Consider the following 15481-nt stretch of genomic DNA (forward strand, 5'->3'; position numbering starts at 1 on the left):
CCTGGGCCACCGCCATCGCAGGCAAGCCAGCTCCCACATTTGGAATGCATTCCCCCTGTGGGAGCCGGGCTTGCCCGCGATGGGGCCCTCATGACCACCCTACATTTCCCTACCGCAACCCATCCCGAAACTGCCCCGGCGTCATCCCCGTCCAGCGCTTGAACGCCCGGTTAAAGCTGCTGGTATCCGCAAACCCCAACAAGTGGCTGATCTCTGCCAATGGGCACTGCGGATCCCGTAGATGCAGCAACGCCAAATTCTCCCGGCATTCATTGAGCAACGCATCAAACCGACACCCTTCGTCCGCCAGGTGCCGCTGCAAACTGCGCAAGCTCAGGTGCAGGGCCTGGGCAATGCGCTCAGCACTTGGCTCGCCGTCCGGCAATTGCGCTTCAATAGCCGCACGCACCTTACGCTCCCAGGTCAGTGGCTGCAGTTGGGCGAGGGTGCGCTTGAGCACGGTTTCGTTGTGCTCGGCCAGTTCGGGGTTGGCGTCGTCCAAGTGGCTGTCGAAATCGTGGGCGGCAAACTCCAGGCAGTCTTCTTCGGCACCGAAGAACACGGGCGCACGAAACACGGTGTGCCACGGATTGGGATCGGCAGGCTCTGGCCGTCGCAGGTGCACCGCCAGCGGTGCGTACTCACGGCCCAGGCGATTGCGGCAGGTGCGCACATAAATCGCCGCAAACGCATCGATGGCTTCGAATGCCGGCGCCGGGCTGCCCGGGGGTTGCAGCAGGCGAAAGCGGTAGCGCTCGCCGTCCCCGCTGAGCTCCAGCGTCAGCGCATCACTGACCACCTGGTGATAACGCACGATGCGCTCGAACACCTCCCGCAGGCTGCCGCTGGCCACCAGCGCATACCCCAGCGCATGAAAGGTGGTGGGGCTGACAAACCGCGACACCCGCAAGCCAATCGCCGGATCACCGCTGGCGTGCACTGCCAATTCCCATAACCGCGTCGTGGCCGACAGCGGATAACGCGCATTGGGATCGTCCATCTGCTGCGGGTCGAGCCCGGCCTGCGTGCACAGCGCGGCGCTGTCCAGGCCCAAGGCGTCGAGCTGCTTGCGCAGGGCGCGGGTCCAGCTGGCGAGGGAAGTGGGTTCGGTCATGACGATTGGCGCTTGCGGTCAACAGGTTGGCGTCCAGGGCTAGCGTCCTGCCAGATCGCGTGGGGCAGGATGAACGCATCGATAACCAGAGGATGTGATCATGGACGGTACTTCTGCAAGCCCCCAGCAGATGAACGCACAACAGCGCTCGGCGCATATCCGTGACGTGGTGCTGGCCGAAGGCGTGCGCTTGCGCCGGCAGCACCCCTGGTTGCTGCATCAAGACGCATTGGGCGCGGGCATTCTGGCGTTTGCGCTGGTCGGCATGATTGGTTCGGCAGCGCTCTACATCACCGGGTATATGGCCTGGTGGGTGTGCCTGCTGCTCAACGCCTTCCTCGCTTCATTGACCCATGAGCTGGAACACGACCTGATCCACAGCATGTATTTTCGCAAGCAGCGCCTGCCCCACAACCTGATGATGGGCCTGGTGTGGCTGGCGCGCCCGAGCACGATCAACCCGTGGATACGCCGCCACTTGCACCTCAACCATCACAAGGTCTCCGGCACTGAGACCGATATGGAAGAACGCGCCATCACCAACGGCGAGCCTTGGGGTTTTGCGCGGTTGCTGATGGTCGGCGATAACGTCATGTCGGCGTTTATTCGCATGCTGCGGGCCAAGACCTGGAAGCACAAACTGTCGATCCTCAAGCGCTCGCTGCTGGTATACGCACCGCTGGCGCTGCTGCATTGGGGCGCGTGGTATGTGTTCCTGGGTTTCCATGCCGCCAATGGCATTGCCAGCCTGTTGGGTGCGCCCATCGAGTGGTCTGCCGGCACGTTGCAGACGATGCAGGTGATCGACATCGCCGCCGTGGTGATCATTGGCCCCAACGTACTGCGTACCTTTTGCCTGCACTTTGTCAGCTCCAACATGCACTATTACGGTGATGTGGAACTGGGCAATGTGATCCAGCAAACCCAGGTATTGAACCCTTGGTGGATGTGGCCGTTGCAGGCGTTCTGCTTCAACTTCGGCAGCACCCACGGCATCCACCATTTTGTGGTGAAAGAGCCGTTTTACATCCGTCAGATGACCGCGAAGGTGGCGCACAAGGTCATGGCGCAAATGGGTGTGCGCTTCAATGATTTCGGGACGTTTGCGCGGGCCAATCGGCTTGGATTTCCACCGCCTGCAGGGTTTCGATCAGCGCCTTCGCCGCAGGCGACAAGCGAGCCCCAGCGCGGCTGATCACCCGCTATGGTTGTTCAGGCTGTCCAGGGCACGGGGCAGGTTGCGCCAGTGCAGCCTCTGCAATTGGCCACTGGCGAAAGCGTCGACGAACGCTTCTTCGGCGCCCGCGGGCAGTTGGCGAAGGTCCATGGTGGGTCCGGCATCCTGTAGGAGAACCGGAATTTTAAGGGGACGCCTTATTCCGTCAATGAAGCGTTTTTGTTTTGTCTGGATCTTAAAGGCATATCTATAGAGCGGGTGCCGTTCGATAGGTGGCGGGGCTGAACACGCGGGTCACCACCAGCATCGCCACTGCCGTCACTGTCAGCACGACCCAGGCGCTGGCAAAGCTGCCGGTGAGTTCGCGCAACCAGCCGGTCAACCATGGCGAAATCGCATTGATCAAAAAGCCCACGCCTTGCACGAACGCCGCCAGTTGCCCGGCTTGGCGCGGGTCGCGGTGATGGTCGAGCGTCAGTAGCAGACTTAGGGCGAAACACGCGCCCAGGCCGAAACCACACAGCGCCACCCACAGATGGGGAAACTGCAACGGCGCCATTAACAGGCCGAGATAACCAATGGTCTGGGCCAGCAGGCTGATCCACAGCAGCGGCCGACGATCAATCCCGCGTTGTGCCAGCACCGGCATCAACAGCGCGGCGATTACCTGGAAGATGGTCATGAACGCCAGCAGCGAACCACTCGGCAGCACGCCCCAGCCCAGTTGCTGATAATAGGCCGGCAGCCACGCGACCAGGCTCATGTAGCCGCAGTTCACCAAGCCGAAATACAACGCCAGCAGCCAGGCGCGGCGATTGCGCAGGCCCTTGAAGGCGGGGATGACTTTCGCGCTTTTTGCCGCTCCCAGTGGCAGCCGGATCCACAGCAACAAGGCCGCGAATGCGGGCAACAGCCATATACCGAGCCCCGCCTGCCATTGCTGGAAATGCGTGGCGGCCACCGGGCTGAGCAGCGCCGCCAGCCCACCGCCGGCCATCAACGATGCGGAATAAACGCCCATCGCCACTGGCACACGGTGATGAAACTCGCGCTTGATCATCGCCGGCACCAACGCCTGGATCAGCGCGACACCGGCACCGCCCAGCAACGCGGTCACCAGCAGCGTAGAACCTTGGCCCATCAGCCAGCGGGCCAGGCACGCCAGCAGGATCATCACCAGGCCGAGGGCGATGCCACGCCGTTCACCGAGCTGCGCTTCAACGCGTACACCCACCAGCGCCACCAGGCCCATGCACACCACGGGCAGGCTGGTGAGCAGGGCACTGCTCTGGAAACTCAAGCCGGTGGCCAGGCGAATCTCACCGAGCAGCGGACTGATGGAGCTGAGGATGGGCCGCAGATTGAGACCCAGGACGACCAACAGGCCCCAGCCGGCGAATTTGCCGGCAGATGAAGGGTTGAACGTCATGCAGCAGGCTTCCGAAGGGTTAAAAATGAGGGGTGAGTATGGGCAGCGCCACGGGTATTCTGAAATTAAATATAACCATGCCAACCAGTGGCAAATGGAATGGTGACTGCCATGTTCGACCCCGTGTTATTGCGCAGCTTTGTCGCCGTAGTGGATTGCGGCAATTTCACCCGTGCCGCTGAGCGCCTGCACCTGACCCAATCGACTGTGAGCCAGCAGATCCGCCGTCTAGAAGAAGGGGTGGCGTGCCAGTTGCTGGACCGTGACCAACGCCGTGTTGTGGCGACGGCGGAGGGGGAACGCCTGCTCGCTTATGCGCGGCGCATCCTCGCGCTGCATGAAGAGGCCGCTGACGTGCTGATCAACCAGCAAAGTGACGCGGTGTTGCGCCTGGGCGTGCCGGAAGACTTTGCCGCCGAACGCCTGATGCCTTTGCTCTCGGCCTTTGTGCAGACCTATCCCCGAGTGCGTCTGGAGGTCACCAGTGGCCTCGGGCCCGAATTGCAGCGCCAGTACCGCGGCGGTGAATTCGATGTGTTGCTGGTCAAGCAGATGGGCGACAGCGACGACTGCCTGGCCTCATGGCCAGAGCCTTTGTGCTGGGTAGACAGCCGTCACACGCCGTCATTGGGCCGCGATCCCCTGCCGTTGGTGGCATTCCCAGTGGGCGGCCTGTACCGCAATGAAATGCTGCAACACCTGGAAGTGGGCGGCTGGCGTTGGCGTATCGGCTACTCCAGCGCCAGCCTGGCCAGTGTGTGTTCAGCGGTAGCGGCGGGGTTGGGAATCAGCCTGTTGCCCCTGCGCGTGGTGCAGCCCGGCCATAGGGTGTTAGGTGCTGACAGCGGTTTGCCCGCGGTACAAGGCGTACGTTTGGCGCTTTACGCCCGTACAGGCCTGGGAGCAGCAGGGCATGCATTGCAGCAGCAAATCTTGAAGTTGTGCGCCGGGCAAATGGCATAGGTCGGTGGGTTCTATTCACTGTGGCACTCGCGCTTAATCGAGAGCTGCTCTGTGAGTTGAGCAGCTCGCACACAAGCGCCGTTGCTGCACCTTGTCCGCAGAGGTGGCGATGTCTTGTCGTGAGCCCACCGCGGATTGCCCATCCTGGCCCGTATAGGCCAGCGTTCCCCCCAGCACTTCAACGGCACTGTGGTACCCGTTGCTGATCAAAAACGCGGCGGTGCCAGCCGCGCGTGCGTAGCGAGCGTCCCGTTCTCTGGGTGGTAAGTAAGCCATGGGATCGTTCGTGTTGCTTGATTGTTCTCTGAACGTGTCCATCACTTGAGTGAAGGGCTTTTGCTCACCGCGAAGCATGTCCCAGACGGCCAGGGTTTCCGCCTGTGTGCCAGACATGTGTGCCACCAACGGTTCGTCGGTGGTGTTCACCCGTTCGGTTTTCAGCTGCGCCACGTCCCATCGGCTAGGAAGCAACCGCTGTGATTGCGCAATACCCAGCAGGTCATCCGCTTGTCTCCCCAGGTTGTGAATGCCTGTGCGTGGAGGTTGCTCATTTGGCGGTTTGATTCGTTCCTGTTTTTTAGTCGGGCCGATGGTGCCCGAGCCCCCCAGTTCGGTAGTGGCGGCCATGGATTCCGCCGCCGGATGCGCAAGTCCCAGTAGGCGAGGAATCCATTTGCGCAGTTGCTGATTCTGCTCTTTCGTACGCTCGATGCCGGTCGTTGTATCGCTCAGAATCGCTCCGATATCACCCATGAGTGCTATCAGTACCGACCGATCTTTAGCCGTCGCGCTGTGACTGCCCGCCGGTATGTCGTTGACCAACCGTTGCAGGGTATTGAGCAAGGCCTGCGGCTTTTCGCCAGGCATGAGCCCTTCAGCTCCAAAAAGATGCCCCCCCAATGGGCCTTGCAGAATACCCAAGTAACTGATCATTTCGTGCGCTCGGCCCGCCGCTAACCCTATCTAGGTGCGTAACGTTTGACCGGGATGATAGAGCAGGTCCCTGGCCGCCACGGTTTGTTGCAATGCCAGTTCGCGTGTACGGCTTCCCTCCACGGACCGACTGGCGGGGTCAACAAACGCATTTGTCTGCGACGGTGCAGCAAGTTGGGTGACCGCGGCAGTGCCGTTGAATTGAGGTATTGAAGAGGAGGAGATCTGATGGATGAACATGTCAATACACCTTTTGGTTAGCTTGGTGTCGTTCAGTGACAGGGGCCACGCGTCGAGTTCCATGCCCCGCAACGGATCAACTGCGCTCGCAACGCCTGCTAAATGATGCCTTTCATGAATATTTTGTATGCCTGAAAAGCATTGGAACAGTCACGTGTCAAAGCCAGCCCTCGCAGGCCGTGGCTTTCAGGTTTTTCGATGTTTCGTTTATTCGGTTTTGATCTAGGTATAAATTTAAAGGTTACTTTAAGAGATAAGCGTCTAGGCCCGATGATTCAGCCTAGGACGGCCTTCCACGCAGGCCTGTCGGTTTTTTGTTTCAAACCGTAGGAAGGCGCCATGGCGCCAGGCCCCGGTTGGTGAGTTGGTCGACCTTGGCCGGCCGCACCGCGCGCCGTTGGGGCAACTGCGAACACAGAAAACTGTTTATCAACAAGGATGAAATCCAGCCGAACCTGCTGGAATTCAACTTGCAGGCGGCCAAGGCCAAGGACCCCGATGTGCGGGTGCAATTGCAGGCTGACGATGGCGTGAATTACGGCGAAGTGGCACGCGCCATGGCGTCTATCGAGCGCGCGGGGATTACCACGCTGTCGGTGATTACAGCGCGCTAATTTCAAACATCTCGACAGTTTTTGGGCCGTCTCCTTGGCAGGGTGCGGCCTTTTTTTTGCGCGCGATTCCTGCCACGACACTGACCCACCGCATTCGCGAGCAAGCCCGCTCCCACATTTTGATCTTCTGTGGGGTTGAGTTTTTGGTTATTAATAAATAGCTTCTTATTCCTTAACGAATATAATCCCCGTCCCTATACTGTTCAGCAACGTTAAACGCTGCAGGAGGGCACACCCATGCACAGCGAATCGATTCGTTATCTGATCGTGCCGGGCTGGCAAGGATCGCCAGAAGATCATTGGCAAAGTCACTGGCAGAACAACCTGCCCAACAGTGCACGGGTGGAGCAGGCCGATTGGCTCACCCCGCGTCGCGAAGATTGGGTGGCCGCGCTGGCCGAAGCCATCGCCGCCGACAGCACGCCGGTGATCCTGATCGCGCATAGCCTGGGCTGCATCACCGTAGCGCATTGGGCGGCCACGGCCCCCGTGCAGTTTCTGCGGCAAGTGCGCGGCGCCTTGCTGGTGGCCCCCGCCGATGTCGAACGTCCTGCCTGCTCGCCTGCCTTGCGCAACTTTGCGCCGATCCCCACCGACCTGCTGCCGTTTCCCAGCCAGGTGGTCAGTTCCGATAACGACAGTGCCGTCAGTGCTCCACGCGCCTTGGAGCTCGCGCGTAACTGGGGTGCCGAAGCCGGCATCTTGTCCGGTGCCGGGCATATCAATGTGAAATCCGGCCACCAGCGCTGGGAGCAGGGTTTCGCTTACCTCTATCGCCTGCAAAGCCGCCTAGAGCACCACGCCCGGCGTACTGCCTGAACATTTTTCAACGCCCCGTCCCTGAGTGGATTGGGGGCGGGAGCCTGCCATGAGTCTGCATGAAACCTACGGCCAGCCCTTGCTGACCTTTCCCGACGCCGAGAAAAGCCCACTGAGTATCCGCGCCAAGGCGTTGGTGTTTGTCGATCCCCGTTCGCGGCAACTGCGCGAAGAGCTGGAAAGCCTCGCACCCCGCGCCTTGCCCGTGTTGATCCGTGGCGAGACCGGTAGCGGTAAAGAGCTGCTCGCGCGGCATATCCACCGTGGCAGCGACCGCACCGGGTTGTTTGTCTCGGTCAACTGCGGCGCCATCAGCCCGACTTACGCCGATGCCGAATTGTTCGGCTATGCCGCTGGCGCCCACAGTGGCGCGGCCAGCAGCCGGGCCGGTTGGTTCGGATCGGCGAATGGCGGCACGTTGTATTTGGATGAAATCGGCGACCTGCCGCTGCCGATCCAGGTGAAACTGCTGGCCGCTCTGGAAAACCACGAAGTCACCCGCGTCGGTGCCCATCAGCCTAGCCCGGTGGATGTGCGCCTGGTCGCCGCCACCAGCATCGACCTGGCCCAGGCCGTGGCTGCCGGCAAGTTCCATGAGCGCTTGTTCCATTACTTGAGCGAAGGCCGGTTGGACTTGCCGGCGCTGCGCGAGCGCGTCGGCGATATCCTGTCCCTGGCCGAGTACTTCCTCGGGATCTACAGTCAGCGCCTGGACCTGCCGGTGCCGCTGATCAGTGATGACGCGCAGCGTGTGCTGGAACACCACAGCTGGCCGGGAAACACCCGTGAGCTGGAAAACGTTATTCACTTTGCGTTGCTGGTCAGCAGCGGCGACGAGATTTTGCCCGAGCATTTGAACCTGCCAGTGGCGGGCTCGCCGCTGGAGCAAGTACAGCGAATTTTCAACAGTGCCAGCCCTGCCGAGCAGGAAACCCTGCGTAAATTCCTGTATGAGCAAAATGGAATATCAACGTGAATAAAAGATATTGTTCGGGAATAAAAAATCTAGGTATTGTCCCTCCCATGCCGCGATAGCACTTCGCTGGCACACCACACAAGAACGGTCGTCAGAGACGCCCCGGAATTTCGATAAGGACACTGCATGAAAAAGGTTCTGTTGTTTACCGCACTGGCGGCTGCCCTGACTGCGAGCTTGGCCCAGGCCAACGAGAAACTGGTGGTTGCTGCCACTCCGATCCCGCACGCTGAGATCCTCGAGCTGATCAAGCCGACCCTGGCCAAAGAAGGCGTGGACCTGGAAATCAAAGTCTTCACCGACTACGTGCAACCCAACACGCAGGTTGCCGAGAAACGCCTGGATGCCAACTACTTCCAGACCCTGCCGTACCTGGAAAACTTCAACAAGGGCAAGGGCACCAACCTGGTCACTGTAATTGGCGTACACGTTGAGCCAATCGGCGGTTACTCGAAAAAAATCAAGAATATTTCTGAGCTCAAAGATGGCGCCACCGTTGCCATCCCGAACGAAGGCTCCAACAGCGGCCGTGCCCTGTTGCTGCTGCAAAAGAACGGTTTGATCACGCTGAAAGACCCGACTAATGCCCTGTCCACGCCGAAAGACATTAAGGACAACCCCAAGCACCTGAAATTCAAGGAGCTGGAATCGGCCCTGCTGCCACGCGTACTGGATCAGGTTGACCTCGACGTCATCAACACCAACTACGCCCTGGAAGCTGGCCTCAACCCGGCGAAAGACGCACTGATCATTGAAGACGCCAAGTCGCCCTACGTGAACTTCCTGGTGGCACGCCCGGACAACAAGGACAGCGACGCTATCCAGAAACTGTCCAAGGCCCTGACCAGCCCGGAAGTCAAAGCCTTCATCGAGAAGAAGTACAACGGCGCGGTAGTGCCGGCGTTCTGATGTAAGCCAAAACCCCCTTCAAGGTTTCAACGCCGACGGCTACTACAGCGTCGGCGTTTTTTTATGCGGTCTTTTTGAAAAAAACAGGGTTGGAAAATATAGGCGCGTTAACTGCTTTATTGGCCTTGGCAAATGGTTTGGTTCATTTATCAGTTTGAATAATTATTTCTGAGTGTATTTATAAATTATCTTACAGTTTTAGTTTTGCCCGATTGAATGTGTGAGAGCAAGCTTGCACAGGTTGTAGGAGTCATCGCATGGAGGCGCCAGTGAGTTATATAAGCTTTTGGAGCCGTTATTATGTTGAAATCCATTTTCCCCGATCATGTGCCGACCTTTATGGCAGCTCCTGCCATTGGAGCTCACCCGCCGGAAAGTGCTGCAAGCTTCGAAACCCAATACCCCAAAGACCAGTTCAAGCCGGTGGCCAATAATATCCACATGGTCTGGGTCGGCTCCAAGCCCGGCTCAAACCAGGACACCTACTTACGCCAGTGGGCCAAGATGAACCCCAACCATAAAATTATGTTGTGGGTGGACTCTACTCAATTTGATACTTATGCAACTAATAAAACTGCACAGGCCAAAGCTGAAAGTATCTATCCAAACTATCAGTCGGAAAGGCCTGTTCGTGGTTTGTTCAGTCAACTTAAAACGGTGATGAGCAGCCCGGGGAACGAGCCGCGTAATAAGATTGAGCAAAAACAAGTGATCTCAGAGCTTAATAAAGAACTGTCGTCCCCAGGTAACAAAGCATTGAGGGCTTCTCTGCTGCCTGAGGGTGGGAAAGTGACTGCGGAAAATGCTTCGCAAGTGCTAAGTGCATTTGCGCGTCATGCTTCGCGTACCGATGATAAGTTTAATCAAGCAGAAGCCACCATTCTCGACCAGACCACTAAGTCCTGGGACCGCTATGTCAGCAACCCGCCCCGTGATACGACGGCGCTAACTGCTTTGCAAGAGCGATTCGCAGACCTGAAAAACGTACAGATACGTGATTTGAGCAATCCGGCCGATATACGTTTGAAAAACCAGGACGTTTATCAACATGAAATCATCGGACGCAATGGCGGTTATGCCGCAGCCTCTGACGTCGCCCGGTATGAAATCGTCAATCGACATGGCGGCACCTACACAGACATCGATCTGGAAAGCGTACGCCCGCTCGATGGCGCGTTGAATGCCCATCCGGACCTGATGCTGGTCGGCATGGCGGCAGGCAAGAGTGAAGCGAGTGGCAACGCCACACCTTATTTTGCCAACGCGTTGTTCGCCAGCCATCCCCAGAGCGCGATGCTGACGACCATGATTGATGACATAGGGGATAAATATCGCTCGATGAAAGGTAATGAGTACGCCGGCGACCGTTATTTCAGCCGCCCGAACAAAAGCACGATCGAAACCACCGGGCCCAACGCATTACGCGGGCATGTCGACCGGGTGATACAAGAAGCCAAAGGGCAACCGGACCAAATACGTAACGACGCCGCATCCTCCGCCGAACGTATATGGGACATGGCGAAGCCAGAGAACAAAGAGTACTGGAGCCTGGTGGATTCGCACTTCAAGTTCCCGGACAACTACGTCAATTTTGAAACGGAAGAGCAGCAGAAAAGTGCCACCAAAGCCATGGCGGGGGGCGCTGATCGGCGGCCATCGGCGCAAGGTTGAAAGCGTGAAAACAGCCTCACCGTGGTGAGGCTGTTTTTTTGTCACAGTGCCTGGCTATTGATTGCCCTGCGCAACGCCATCAACCATTTCACCAACTCCTGCGGATCAATCGGTTTCCCTTCGTTCATTGTTCAATCCCTCGAATCTCAGACCCCACAACCATAGCCGTCACCCGGCAAACCCGCGAATCCGCCGGTTATCTTTTTGGGTGATATCAATATGCTATTTTGGTATTTAAATTTTGCTTTTTATGCCTTTAAAGTTCGCGCTACCCGGCGTTACCCATGTCGGATCGGATTGCGCTCGCTGCATTACCCTTGCGGCGTCATGGACTGGAAATGACCTTCGATTTCGCTTTTATCCTCAGCACCCTGCCGGCGTTTTTGAAAGCCGTGGGGGTGACCCTGCAAGTAGGCTTGATCGCCATTGCCACCTCGCTGCTGGTGGCGCTGATCAACGCGGCGCTGCTGGTGTTTCGCACGCCGTACCTGTCGCGCCTGGTGGCGCTGTACGTGGAGCTGGCCCGCAACACGCCGCTGCTGATCCAACTGTTTTTCGTGTACTTCGCGCTGCCGGCCCTGGGCTTCAATATTTCCGGGTTCTGGGCGGCGATCATCACCATGACGTTCCTTGGCGGCGCGTACCTCACTGAAGTGCTGCGCGCCGGTGTGGAAGCCGTGCCGCTGGCGCAGATCGAGTCGGGCAAGTCCATCGGCCTGTCCGATTGGCAACTGCTGCGGCATGTGATCCTGCCGCAGGCCGGCATTCTCAGCCTGCCGGCGCTGTTCGCCAATTTCATCTTCCTGCTCAAGGAAACCACCGTGGTCTCGGCCGTGGCGGTGCCGGAGATTCTCTACACCACCAAGAGCTACATCGCGCTGTACTACAAGACTTACGAGATGCTCGCCGTGCTGACGCTGATTTGCGTACTGCTGTTCTTGCCGCTGTCGCTGCTGCTCAGCCGCTTGGAAAGGAGGCTCCAACATGGCCAGTTCGGGTCTTGAGTTGTTGTGGGTGTCGTTGCCGCAACTGGGCAAGGGCGCTGCGCAAACCCTGTCGATTTCATTCTTGAGCATCGCCTTCAGCACCGTCGGTGGCGTGTTGTATGGCGTGCTGCGCACCTTGAATAACACGCTGATCAACGCGGCGCTGCGGGTTTATCTGGAGCTGTTTCGCGCAATCCCGGTGCTGGTGTGGTTGTACCTGCTGTTTTTCGGTCTGCCGATTTTCTTTGGCCTGAGCATCCCGAGTTTCTGGTGCGCGGTGCTGGTGCTGTCGTTGTGGGGCGCCAGTGAAGTCGGCGAAGTGGTGCGTGGCGCCTTGCATTCGTTGCCTCGCGGCCAGCGCGAGGCGGGGTTGTCGATAGGCCTGTCTGATCCGCAGCTCTACGGCTACGTGCTGCTGCCACAGGCGCTAAAGCGCATGACGCCACCGACCATCAACGTCTACACGCGCATCATCAAGACCAGCTCCCTGGCGGTGCTGATCGGCGTGGTGGATGTGATCAAGGTCGGCCAGCAAATCATCGAACGCACCTATGAGTCGGTTCTGATCTATGGCGTGCTGTTCCTGTTTTTCTTCTTTATCTGCTACCCGTTGTCGGCCGCCTCCAAGGTGCTGGAACGGCGCTGGGCCCAAGCATGAGCGCATTGATCGAGTTTCAGGGTTTCAACAAGTTCTTTGGCGAGGCGCAGGTGCTCAAGGGCATCGACCTGAGTGTGCAAAGCGGTGAAGTGGTGGTGATCCTCGGCCCCAGTGGCTGCGGCAAAAGCACCTTGCTGCGTTGCCTTAATGGTCTGGAAGTCGCGCATAGCGGTAGCCTGCGCTTTGCCGGCAATGAGCTACTGGACAAGAAAACCGACTGGCGCCAGGTGCGCCAGGACATTGGCATGGTGTTCCAGAGTTACCACCTGTTCCCGCACATGAGCGTGCTCGACAACATCCTGCTCGGCCCGTTGAAGGTGCAAAAACGCGACCCTCGTGAAGCCCGTGAGCAGGCCGAAAAGCTGCTGGACCGCGTGGGCCTGGCCGACAAGCGCGACGCCTTCCCACGCCAGCTCTCTGGCGGCCAGCAGCAACGCATCGCCATCGTCCGCTCGTTGTGCATGAACCCCAAAGTGATGCTGTTTGACGAAGTCACCGCCGCCCTCGACCCGGAAATGGTCAAGGAAGTGCTGGAAGTGATCCAGGGCCTGGCCCGCGATGGCATGACCCTGCTGATCGTCACCCACGAAATGGCCTTCGCCCGCGCCGTCGCCGACCGCGTGGTGTTTATGGAGGCCGGTCGCATCCTTGAACACAACACCCCCGAAGAATTCTTTACGAACCCGCAAACCGCACGCGCGCAGCAGTTCCTGGAGAAGTTCTCCTTTGTGTCAACACTGCCCAAAAAACCTAAGGAACTTGCGCTGATATGAAAAAGTTACTGCTGCCACTGTTTGCCGTCGCCTTACTGGCCGGGTGCGATAAAAAGGCCGAAGAGCCTGTAAAGCCGGCTGCCACCGTAAGCTCCATCGACAAGATCAAGGCGCGCGACAAACTGATCGTCGGCGTCTTCACCGACAAGCCGCCGTTCGGTTTTGTCAACGAAACCGGTCGCTATGTGGGGTTCGATACCGACATTGGCCGTCAATTCGCCAAGGACCTGCTGGGCGACGAAAACAAAGTCGAATTCGTGGCGGTCGAGCCGGCCAGCCGTATTCCGTTTCTGCAAAGCGACAAGGTCGATCTGATCCTTGCCAACATGACTGTGACCCCGGAGCGCAAGGAAGCGGTGGACTTCACCAACCCCAACCTGAAAGTCGCGGTACAGGCCCTGGTGCCAAACAATAGCGCCGTGAAAAGCCTGGATGACCTGGCCACCCGTACGACCATCGTCACCACCGGTACCACGGCTGATATCTGGCTGACCAAGAACCACCCGGACTGGAAACTGCTCAAGTTCGAGAAAAACTCCGAGTCGCTGCAAGCGCTGTCCGCTGGCCGGGGTGATGCCTACGCCCAAGACAACCTGGTGCTGTTCAGTTGGGCCAAGCAGAACCCGGGTTACCGCGTGCTGGAAGAAAAACTCGGTGATGAAGCGCCGATTGCGCCAGCGGTGAAGAAGGGCAACATCGAACTGCGTGACTGGGTGAATGCCGAGTTGGCGAAGTTGGGTGAGGAGAAATTCCTGCTCAAGCTCTACGACCAATACGTGCGTAAAGAACTGAGCGATGACACCAAGCCTGAGAGTGTGATTGTTGAGGGTGGGAAGTGGCAGGGCTGATCAGTTAATTATTGAGTGACTGACCTACCGCTATCGCAGGCAAGCCCGCTCCCACATTTGAAAGTATTCACACATCAAAATGTGGGAGCGGGCTTGCCCGCGATGAGGCCAGTACAGGCGACGCCTATTCTGGCCAATGCCAAGCCGGCGCATCCAGAATCCCCTGCCCGACGATCCGTGTCTCCCCCAACACCTTCTCCAGCACAATCGAATTACACCCCTCATCCTGCTGCAACGCCGCAATCAAGCGGCTGGCATGGGACACCACCCACACTTGGCAATGCTGCGAAGCCTGGATAATCAAGCGCGCCAACGCCGGTAACAAATCCGGGTGCAGGCTGGTCTCCGGCTCGTTCAGCACCATCATGGTCGGTGGCCTCGGCGTCAGCAGCGCCGCGATCAGTAGCAAGTATCGCAAGGTGCCGTCGGATAACTCTGCCGCCGACAGTGGCCGCAGCAAACCTTCCTGATAAAACTCAATCGCAAAACGCCCGCCCTGTAGCGGCTCGATATTCAGGCGCGCGCCGGGGAACGCATCGCTCACCGCCCGCTGCAAAGCCTCGGGGTCGCCGATCTCGCGGATCGTCTGCAACGCTGCCGCCAGATCGCGCCCATCGTGGTGCAAAACCGGTGTGCGCGTACCCAATTGCGGCTGGCGTACCGGTGCATCCACATCGCTGCGAAAGTGATCATAAAAGCGCCAGCCACGGATGCTTTCCCGCAGCAGCAACACCTCCGGCGAGCCGCGCAGGCTGCCGACCTGGTCAAATAGGCTGTGATAGTTGGGCGTGTGCTGGGCGAGGACATCCCAGTTTCGACCGTCGCGTGCGCGCACCATGGGCCCGGACCGTTGCACCAGCAGGCTCGCCGGACGGTAGAGGTGGCCGGCCCAGATGCATTCCTTCTTTACTTCCGGGTCCAGGGAGAAGTACGACAGAGTCTTTTCCGGCAGCCCAAGGGAAATCGCGTAGCTGAAGTCGTCCCCGGCAAAGCCCAGGCGCAAGCGTTTGACGCCCTGGCGCACGGTGGCCTCAACCGGCACCTCACCGCTGCGCATGCGCCGGCTGATGGTTTCCGGCCCGGCCCAGAAGGTGGAGTCCAATCCGCCTTCACGGGCCAGCGCATTGATCACCCCGCCCTGGGCGGTTTCCGCCAGCAGGCGCAGCGCGCGGTACAAGTTGGACTTGCCGCTGCCATTGGGCCCGGTGACCAGGTTCAGCCGGTCCAGGGGCACCACTAATGTGTTGATCGAGCGGTAATTGGCCACCGCGAGGGTCTTGAGCATCGGTCACATACCTGTAGTGAGCGGGCTTGCCCCGCGCTGGGGTGCGTAGCAGCCCCAAAAGGAATCACCGCATTCTATCGGAAAGA

The 15481-nt window shown here is 58.9% G+C and carries 16 protein-coding genes and 2 pseudogenes; 12 read left to right on the plus strand and 6 right to left on the minus strand.

What is annotated here, in order from left to right:
- Positions 1 to 109: 109 nt before the first annotated feature.
- Positions 110 to 1114: an AraC family transcriptional regulator gene (locus tag AB4O35_RS07090; protein WP_065879723.1), complete on the minus strand. Its 1005-nt coding sequence runs from the start codon at positions 1112 to 1114 to the stop codon at positions 110 to 112.
- A 100-nt stretch (positions 1115 to 1214) separates the two neighbouring features.
- Here AB4O35_RS07090 and AB4O35_RS07095 point away from each other — a divergent pair, with 100 nt between their 5' ends.
- Positions 1215 to 2309, plus strand: a complete 1095-nt coding sequence (locus AB4O35_RS07095) for a fatty acid desaturase (protein ID WP_065879725.1) — start codon at positions 1215 to 1217, stop codon at positions 2307 to 2309.
- Here the strand turns inward: AB4O35_RS07095 and AB4O35_RS07100 are convergent, their stop codons facing one another.
- Positions 2310 to 2441: a hypothetical protein gene (locus tag AB4O35_RS07100; RefSeq protein ID WP_256530440.1), complete on the minus strand. Its 132-nt coding sequence runs from the start codon at positions 2439 to 2441 to the stop codon at positions 2310 to 2312.
- Between the two features lie 97 nt (positions 2442 to 2538).
- Positions 2539 to 3720, minus strand: coding sequence for a CynX/NimT family MFS transporter (locus AB4O35_RS07105; RefSeq protein ID WP_065879730.1), 1182 nt, complete (start codon positions 3718 to 3720; stop codon positions 2539 to 2541).
- A 111-nt stretch (positions 3721 to 3831) separates the two neighbouring features.
- Here AB4O35_RS07105 and AB4O35_RS07110 point away from each other — a divergent pair, with 111 nt between their 5' ends.
- Positions 3832 to 4683 (plus strand): LysR family transcriptional regulator, encoded by an 852-nt coding sequence (locus tag AB4O35_RS07110; protein ID WP_065872803.1) that lies wholly within the window; start codon positions 3832 to 3834, stop codon positions 4681 to 4683.
- A gap of 33 nt (positions 4684 to 4716) precedes the next feature.
- Here the strand turns inward: AB4O35_RS07110 and AB4O35_RS07115 are convergent, their stop codons facing one another.
- A complete protein-coding gene (locus AB4O35_RS07115) occupies positions 4717 to 5616 on the minus strand; it encodes a hypothetical protein (RefSeq protein ID WP_065879732.1) in 900 nt (299 codons plus the stop codon).
- Positions 5617 to 5646: 30 nt separating this feature from the next.
- The gene (locus tag AB4O35_RS07120; protein ID WP_139113190.1) at positions 5647 to 5856 is read right to left on the minus strand and encodes a hypothetical protein; all 210 of its coding nucleotides are present in this window, start codon (positions 5854 to 5856) and stop codon (positions 5647 to 5649) included.
- Between the two features lie 331 nt (positions 5857 to 6187).
- On the opposite strand from AB4O35_RS07120, the pseudogene AB4O35_RS07125 reads away from it, so the two are divergent.
- From AB4O35_RS07125 to AB4O35_RS07170, 10 genes and pseudogenes are all read left to right on the plus strand, one after another.
- Positions 6188 to 6280 (plus strand): annotated as a pseudogene (locus AB4O35_RS07125) (energy transducer TonB); the annotation flags it as partial.
- Positions 6276 to 6470: pseudogene (locus AB4O35_RS07130) on the plus strand (ExbD/TolR family protein); the annotation flags it as partial. The pseudogenes AB4O35_RS07125 and AB4O35_RS07130, both read left to right, overlap by 5 nt.
- A 237-nt stretch (positions 6471 to 6707) precedes the next feature.
- Positions 6708 to 7289 carry an alpha/beta hydrolase gene (locus AB4O35_RS07135; RefSeq protein WP_065910763.1) on the plus strand — a complete coding sequence of 194 codons (582 nt, stop codon included), beginning with the start codon at positions 6708 to 6710 and terminating at the stop codon, positions 7287 to 7289.
- Positions 7290 to 7338: 49 nt separating this feature from the next.
- On the plus strand, positions 7339 to 8265 hold the full coding sequence (locus AB4O35_RS07140) for a sigma 54-interacting transcriptional regulator (protein WP_065890217.1): 927 nt from the start codon (positions 7339 to 7341) through the stop codon (positions 8263 to 8265).
- A 126-nt stretch (positions 8266 to 8391) separates the two neighbouring features.
- Entirely contained in the window at positions 8392 to 9174 is a 783-nt protein-coding gene (locus AB4O35_RS07145) for a MetQ/NlpA family ABC transporter substrate-binding protein (protein WP_049710620.1), read from the plus strand.
- Between the two features lie 300 nt (positions 9175 to 9474).
- Entirely contained in the window at positions 9475 to 10845 is a 1371-nt protein-coding gene (locus tag AB4O35_RS07150) for a TcdA/TcdB catalytic glycosyltransferase domain-containing protein (RefSeq protein WP_065875901.1), read from the plus strand.
- A 338-nt stretch (positions 10846 to 11183) separates the two neighbouring features.
- Complete coding sequence (locus AB4O35_RS07155; protein WP_003187615.1) at positions 11184 to 11849, plus strand: amino acid ABC transporter permease; 666 nt, start codon at positions 11184 to 11186, stop codon at positions 11847 to 11849.
- Positions 11830 to 12489, plus strand: coding sequence for an amino acid ABC transporter permease (locus AB4O35_RS07160; protein ID WP_065875899.1), 660 nt, complete (start codon positions 11830 to 11832; stop codon positions 12487 to 12489). Before AB4O35_RS07155 ends, AB4O35_RS07160 begins: the two co-directional genes overlap by 20 nt.
- Positions 12486 to 13262, plus strand: a complete 777-nt coding sequence (locus AB4O35_RS07165) for an amino acid ABC transporter ATP-binding protein (RefSeq protein WP_065890221.1) — start codon at positions 12486 to 12488, stop codon at positions 13260 to 13262. The genes AB4O35_RS07160 and AB4O35_RS07165 overlap by 4 nt, the downstream gene beginning before the upstream one ends.
- Positions 13259 to 14110 (plus strand): transporter substrate-binding domain-containing protein, encoded by an 852-nt coding sequence (locus AB4O35_RS07170; protein ID WP_065890223.1) that lies wholly within the window; start codon positions 13259 to 13261, stop codon positions 14108 to 14110. Before AB4O35_RS07165 ends, AB4O35_RS07170 begins: the two co-directional genes overlap by 4 nt.
- Positions 14111 to 14234: 124 nt before the next feature.
- Here AB4O35_RS07170 and AB4O35_RS07175 read toward each other — a convergent pair whose 3' ends face one another.
- Entirely contained in the window at positions 14235 to 15395 is a 1161-nt protein-coding gene (locus tag AB4O35_RS07175) for an AAA family ATPase (RefSeq protein WP_065910766.1), read from the minus strand.
- Positions 15396 to 15481: the final 86 nt, after the last annotated feature.

It is taken from the genome of Pseudomonas sp. H1_A03 (assembly GCF_054685145.1).

What these genes read in the sequence shown, in the direction of transcription:
- AB4O35_RS07090 (WP_065879723.1), bottom strand. Translation starts at nt 1,114, where the DNA reads ATGACCGAACCCACTTCCCTCGCCAGCTGGACCCGCGCCCTGCGCAAG.
- AB4O35_RS07095 (WP_065879725.1), top strand. Translation starts at nt 1,215, where the DNA reads ATGGACGGTACTTCTGCAAGCCCCCAGCAGATGAACGCACAACAGCGC.
- AB4O35_RS07100 (WP_256530440.1), bottom strand. Translation starts at nt 2,441, where the DNA reads ATGGACCTTCGCCAACTGCCCGCGGGCGCCGAAGAAGCGTTCGTCGAC.
- AB4O35_RS07105 (WP_065879730.1), bottom strand. Translation starts at nt 3,720, where the DNA reads ATGACGTTCAACCCTTCATCTGCCGGCAAATTCGCCGGCTGGGGCCTG.
- AB4O35_RS07110 (WP_065872803.1), top strand. Translation starts at nt 3,832, where the DNA reads ATGTTCGACCCCGTGTTATTGCGCAGCTTTGTCGCCGTAGTGGATTGC.
- AB4O35_RS07115 (WP_065879732.1), bottom strand. Translation starts at nt 5,616, where the DNA reads ATGATCAGTTACTTGGGTATTCTGCAAGGCCCATTGGGGGGGCATCTT.
- AB4O35_RS07120 (WP_139113190.1), bottom strand. Translation starts at nt 5,856, where the DNA reads ATGTTCATCCATCAGATCTCCTCCTCTTCAATACCTCAATTCAACGGC.
- AB4O35_RS07135 (WP_065910763.1), top strand. Translation starts at nt 6,708, where the DNA reads ATGCACAGCGAATCGATTCGTTATCTGATCGTGCCGGGCTGGCAAGGA.
- AB4O35_RS07140 (WP_065890217.1), top strand. Translation starts at nt 7,339, where the DNA reads ATGAGTCTGCATGAAACCTACGGCCAGCCCTTGCTGACCTTTCCCGAC.
- AB4O35_RS07145 (WP_049710620.1), top strand. Translation starts at nt 8,392, where the DNA reads ATGAAAAAGGTTCTGTTGTTTACCGCACTGGCGGCTGCCCTGACTGCG.
- AB4O35_RS07150 (WP_065875901.1), top strand. Translation starts at nt 9,475, where the DNA reads ATGTTGAAATCCATTTTCCCCGATCATGTGCCGACCTTTATGGCAGCT.
- AB4O35_RS07155 (WP_003187615.1), top strand. Translation starts at nt 11,184, where the DNA reads ATGACCTTCGATTTCGCTTTTATCCTCAGCACCCTGCCGGCGTTTTTG.
- AB4O35_RS07160 (WP_065875899.1), top strand. Translation starts at nt 11,830, where the DNA reads ATGGCCAGTTCGGGTCTTGAGTTGTTGTGGGTGTCGTTGCCGCAACTG.
- AB4O35_RS07165 (WP_065890221.1), top strand. Translation starts at nt 12,486, where the DNA reads ATGAGCGCATTGATCGAGTTTCAGGGTTTCAACAAGTTCTTTGGCGAG.
- AB4O35_RS07170 (WP_065890223.1), top strand. Translation starts at nt 13,259, where the DNA reads ATGAAAAAGTTACTGCTGCCACTGTTTGCCGTCGCCTTACTGGCCGGG.
- AB4O35_RS07175 (WP_065910766.1), bottom strand. Translation starts at nt 15,395, where the DNA reads ATGCTCAAGACCCTCGCGGTGGCCAATTACCGCTCGATCAACACATTA.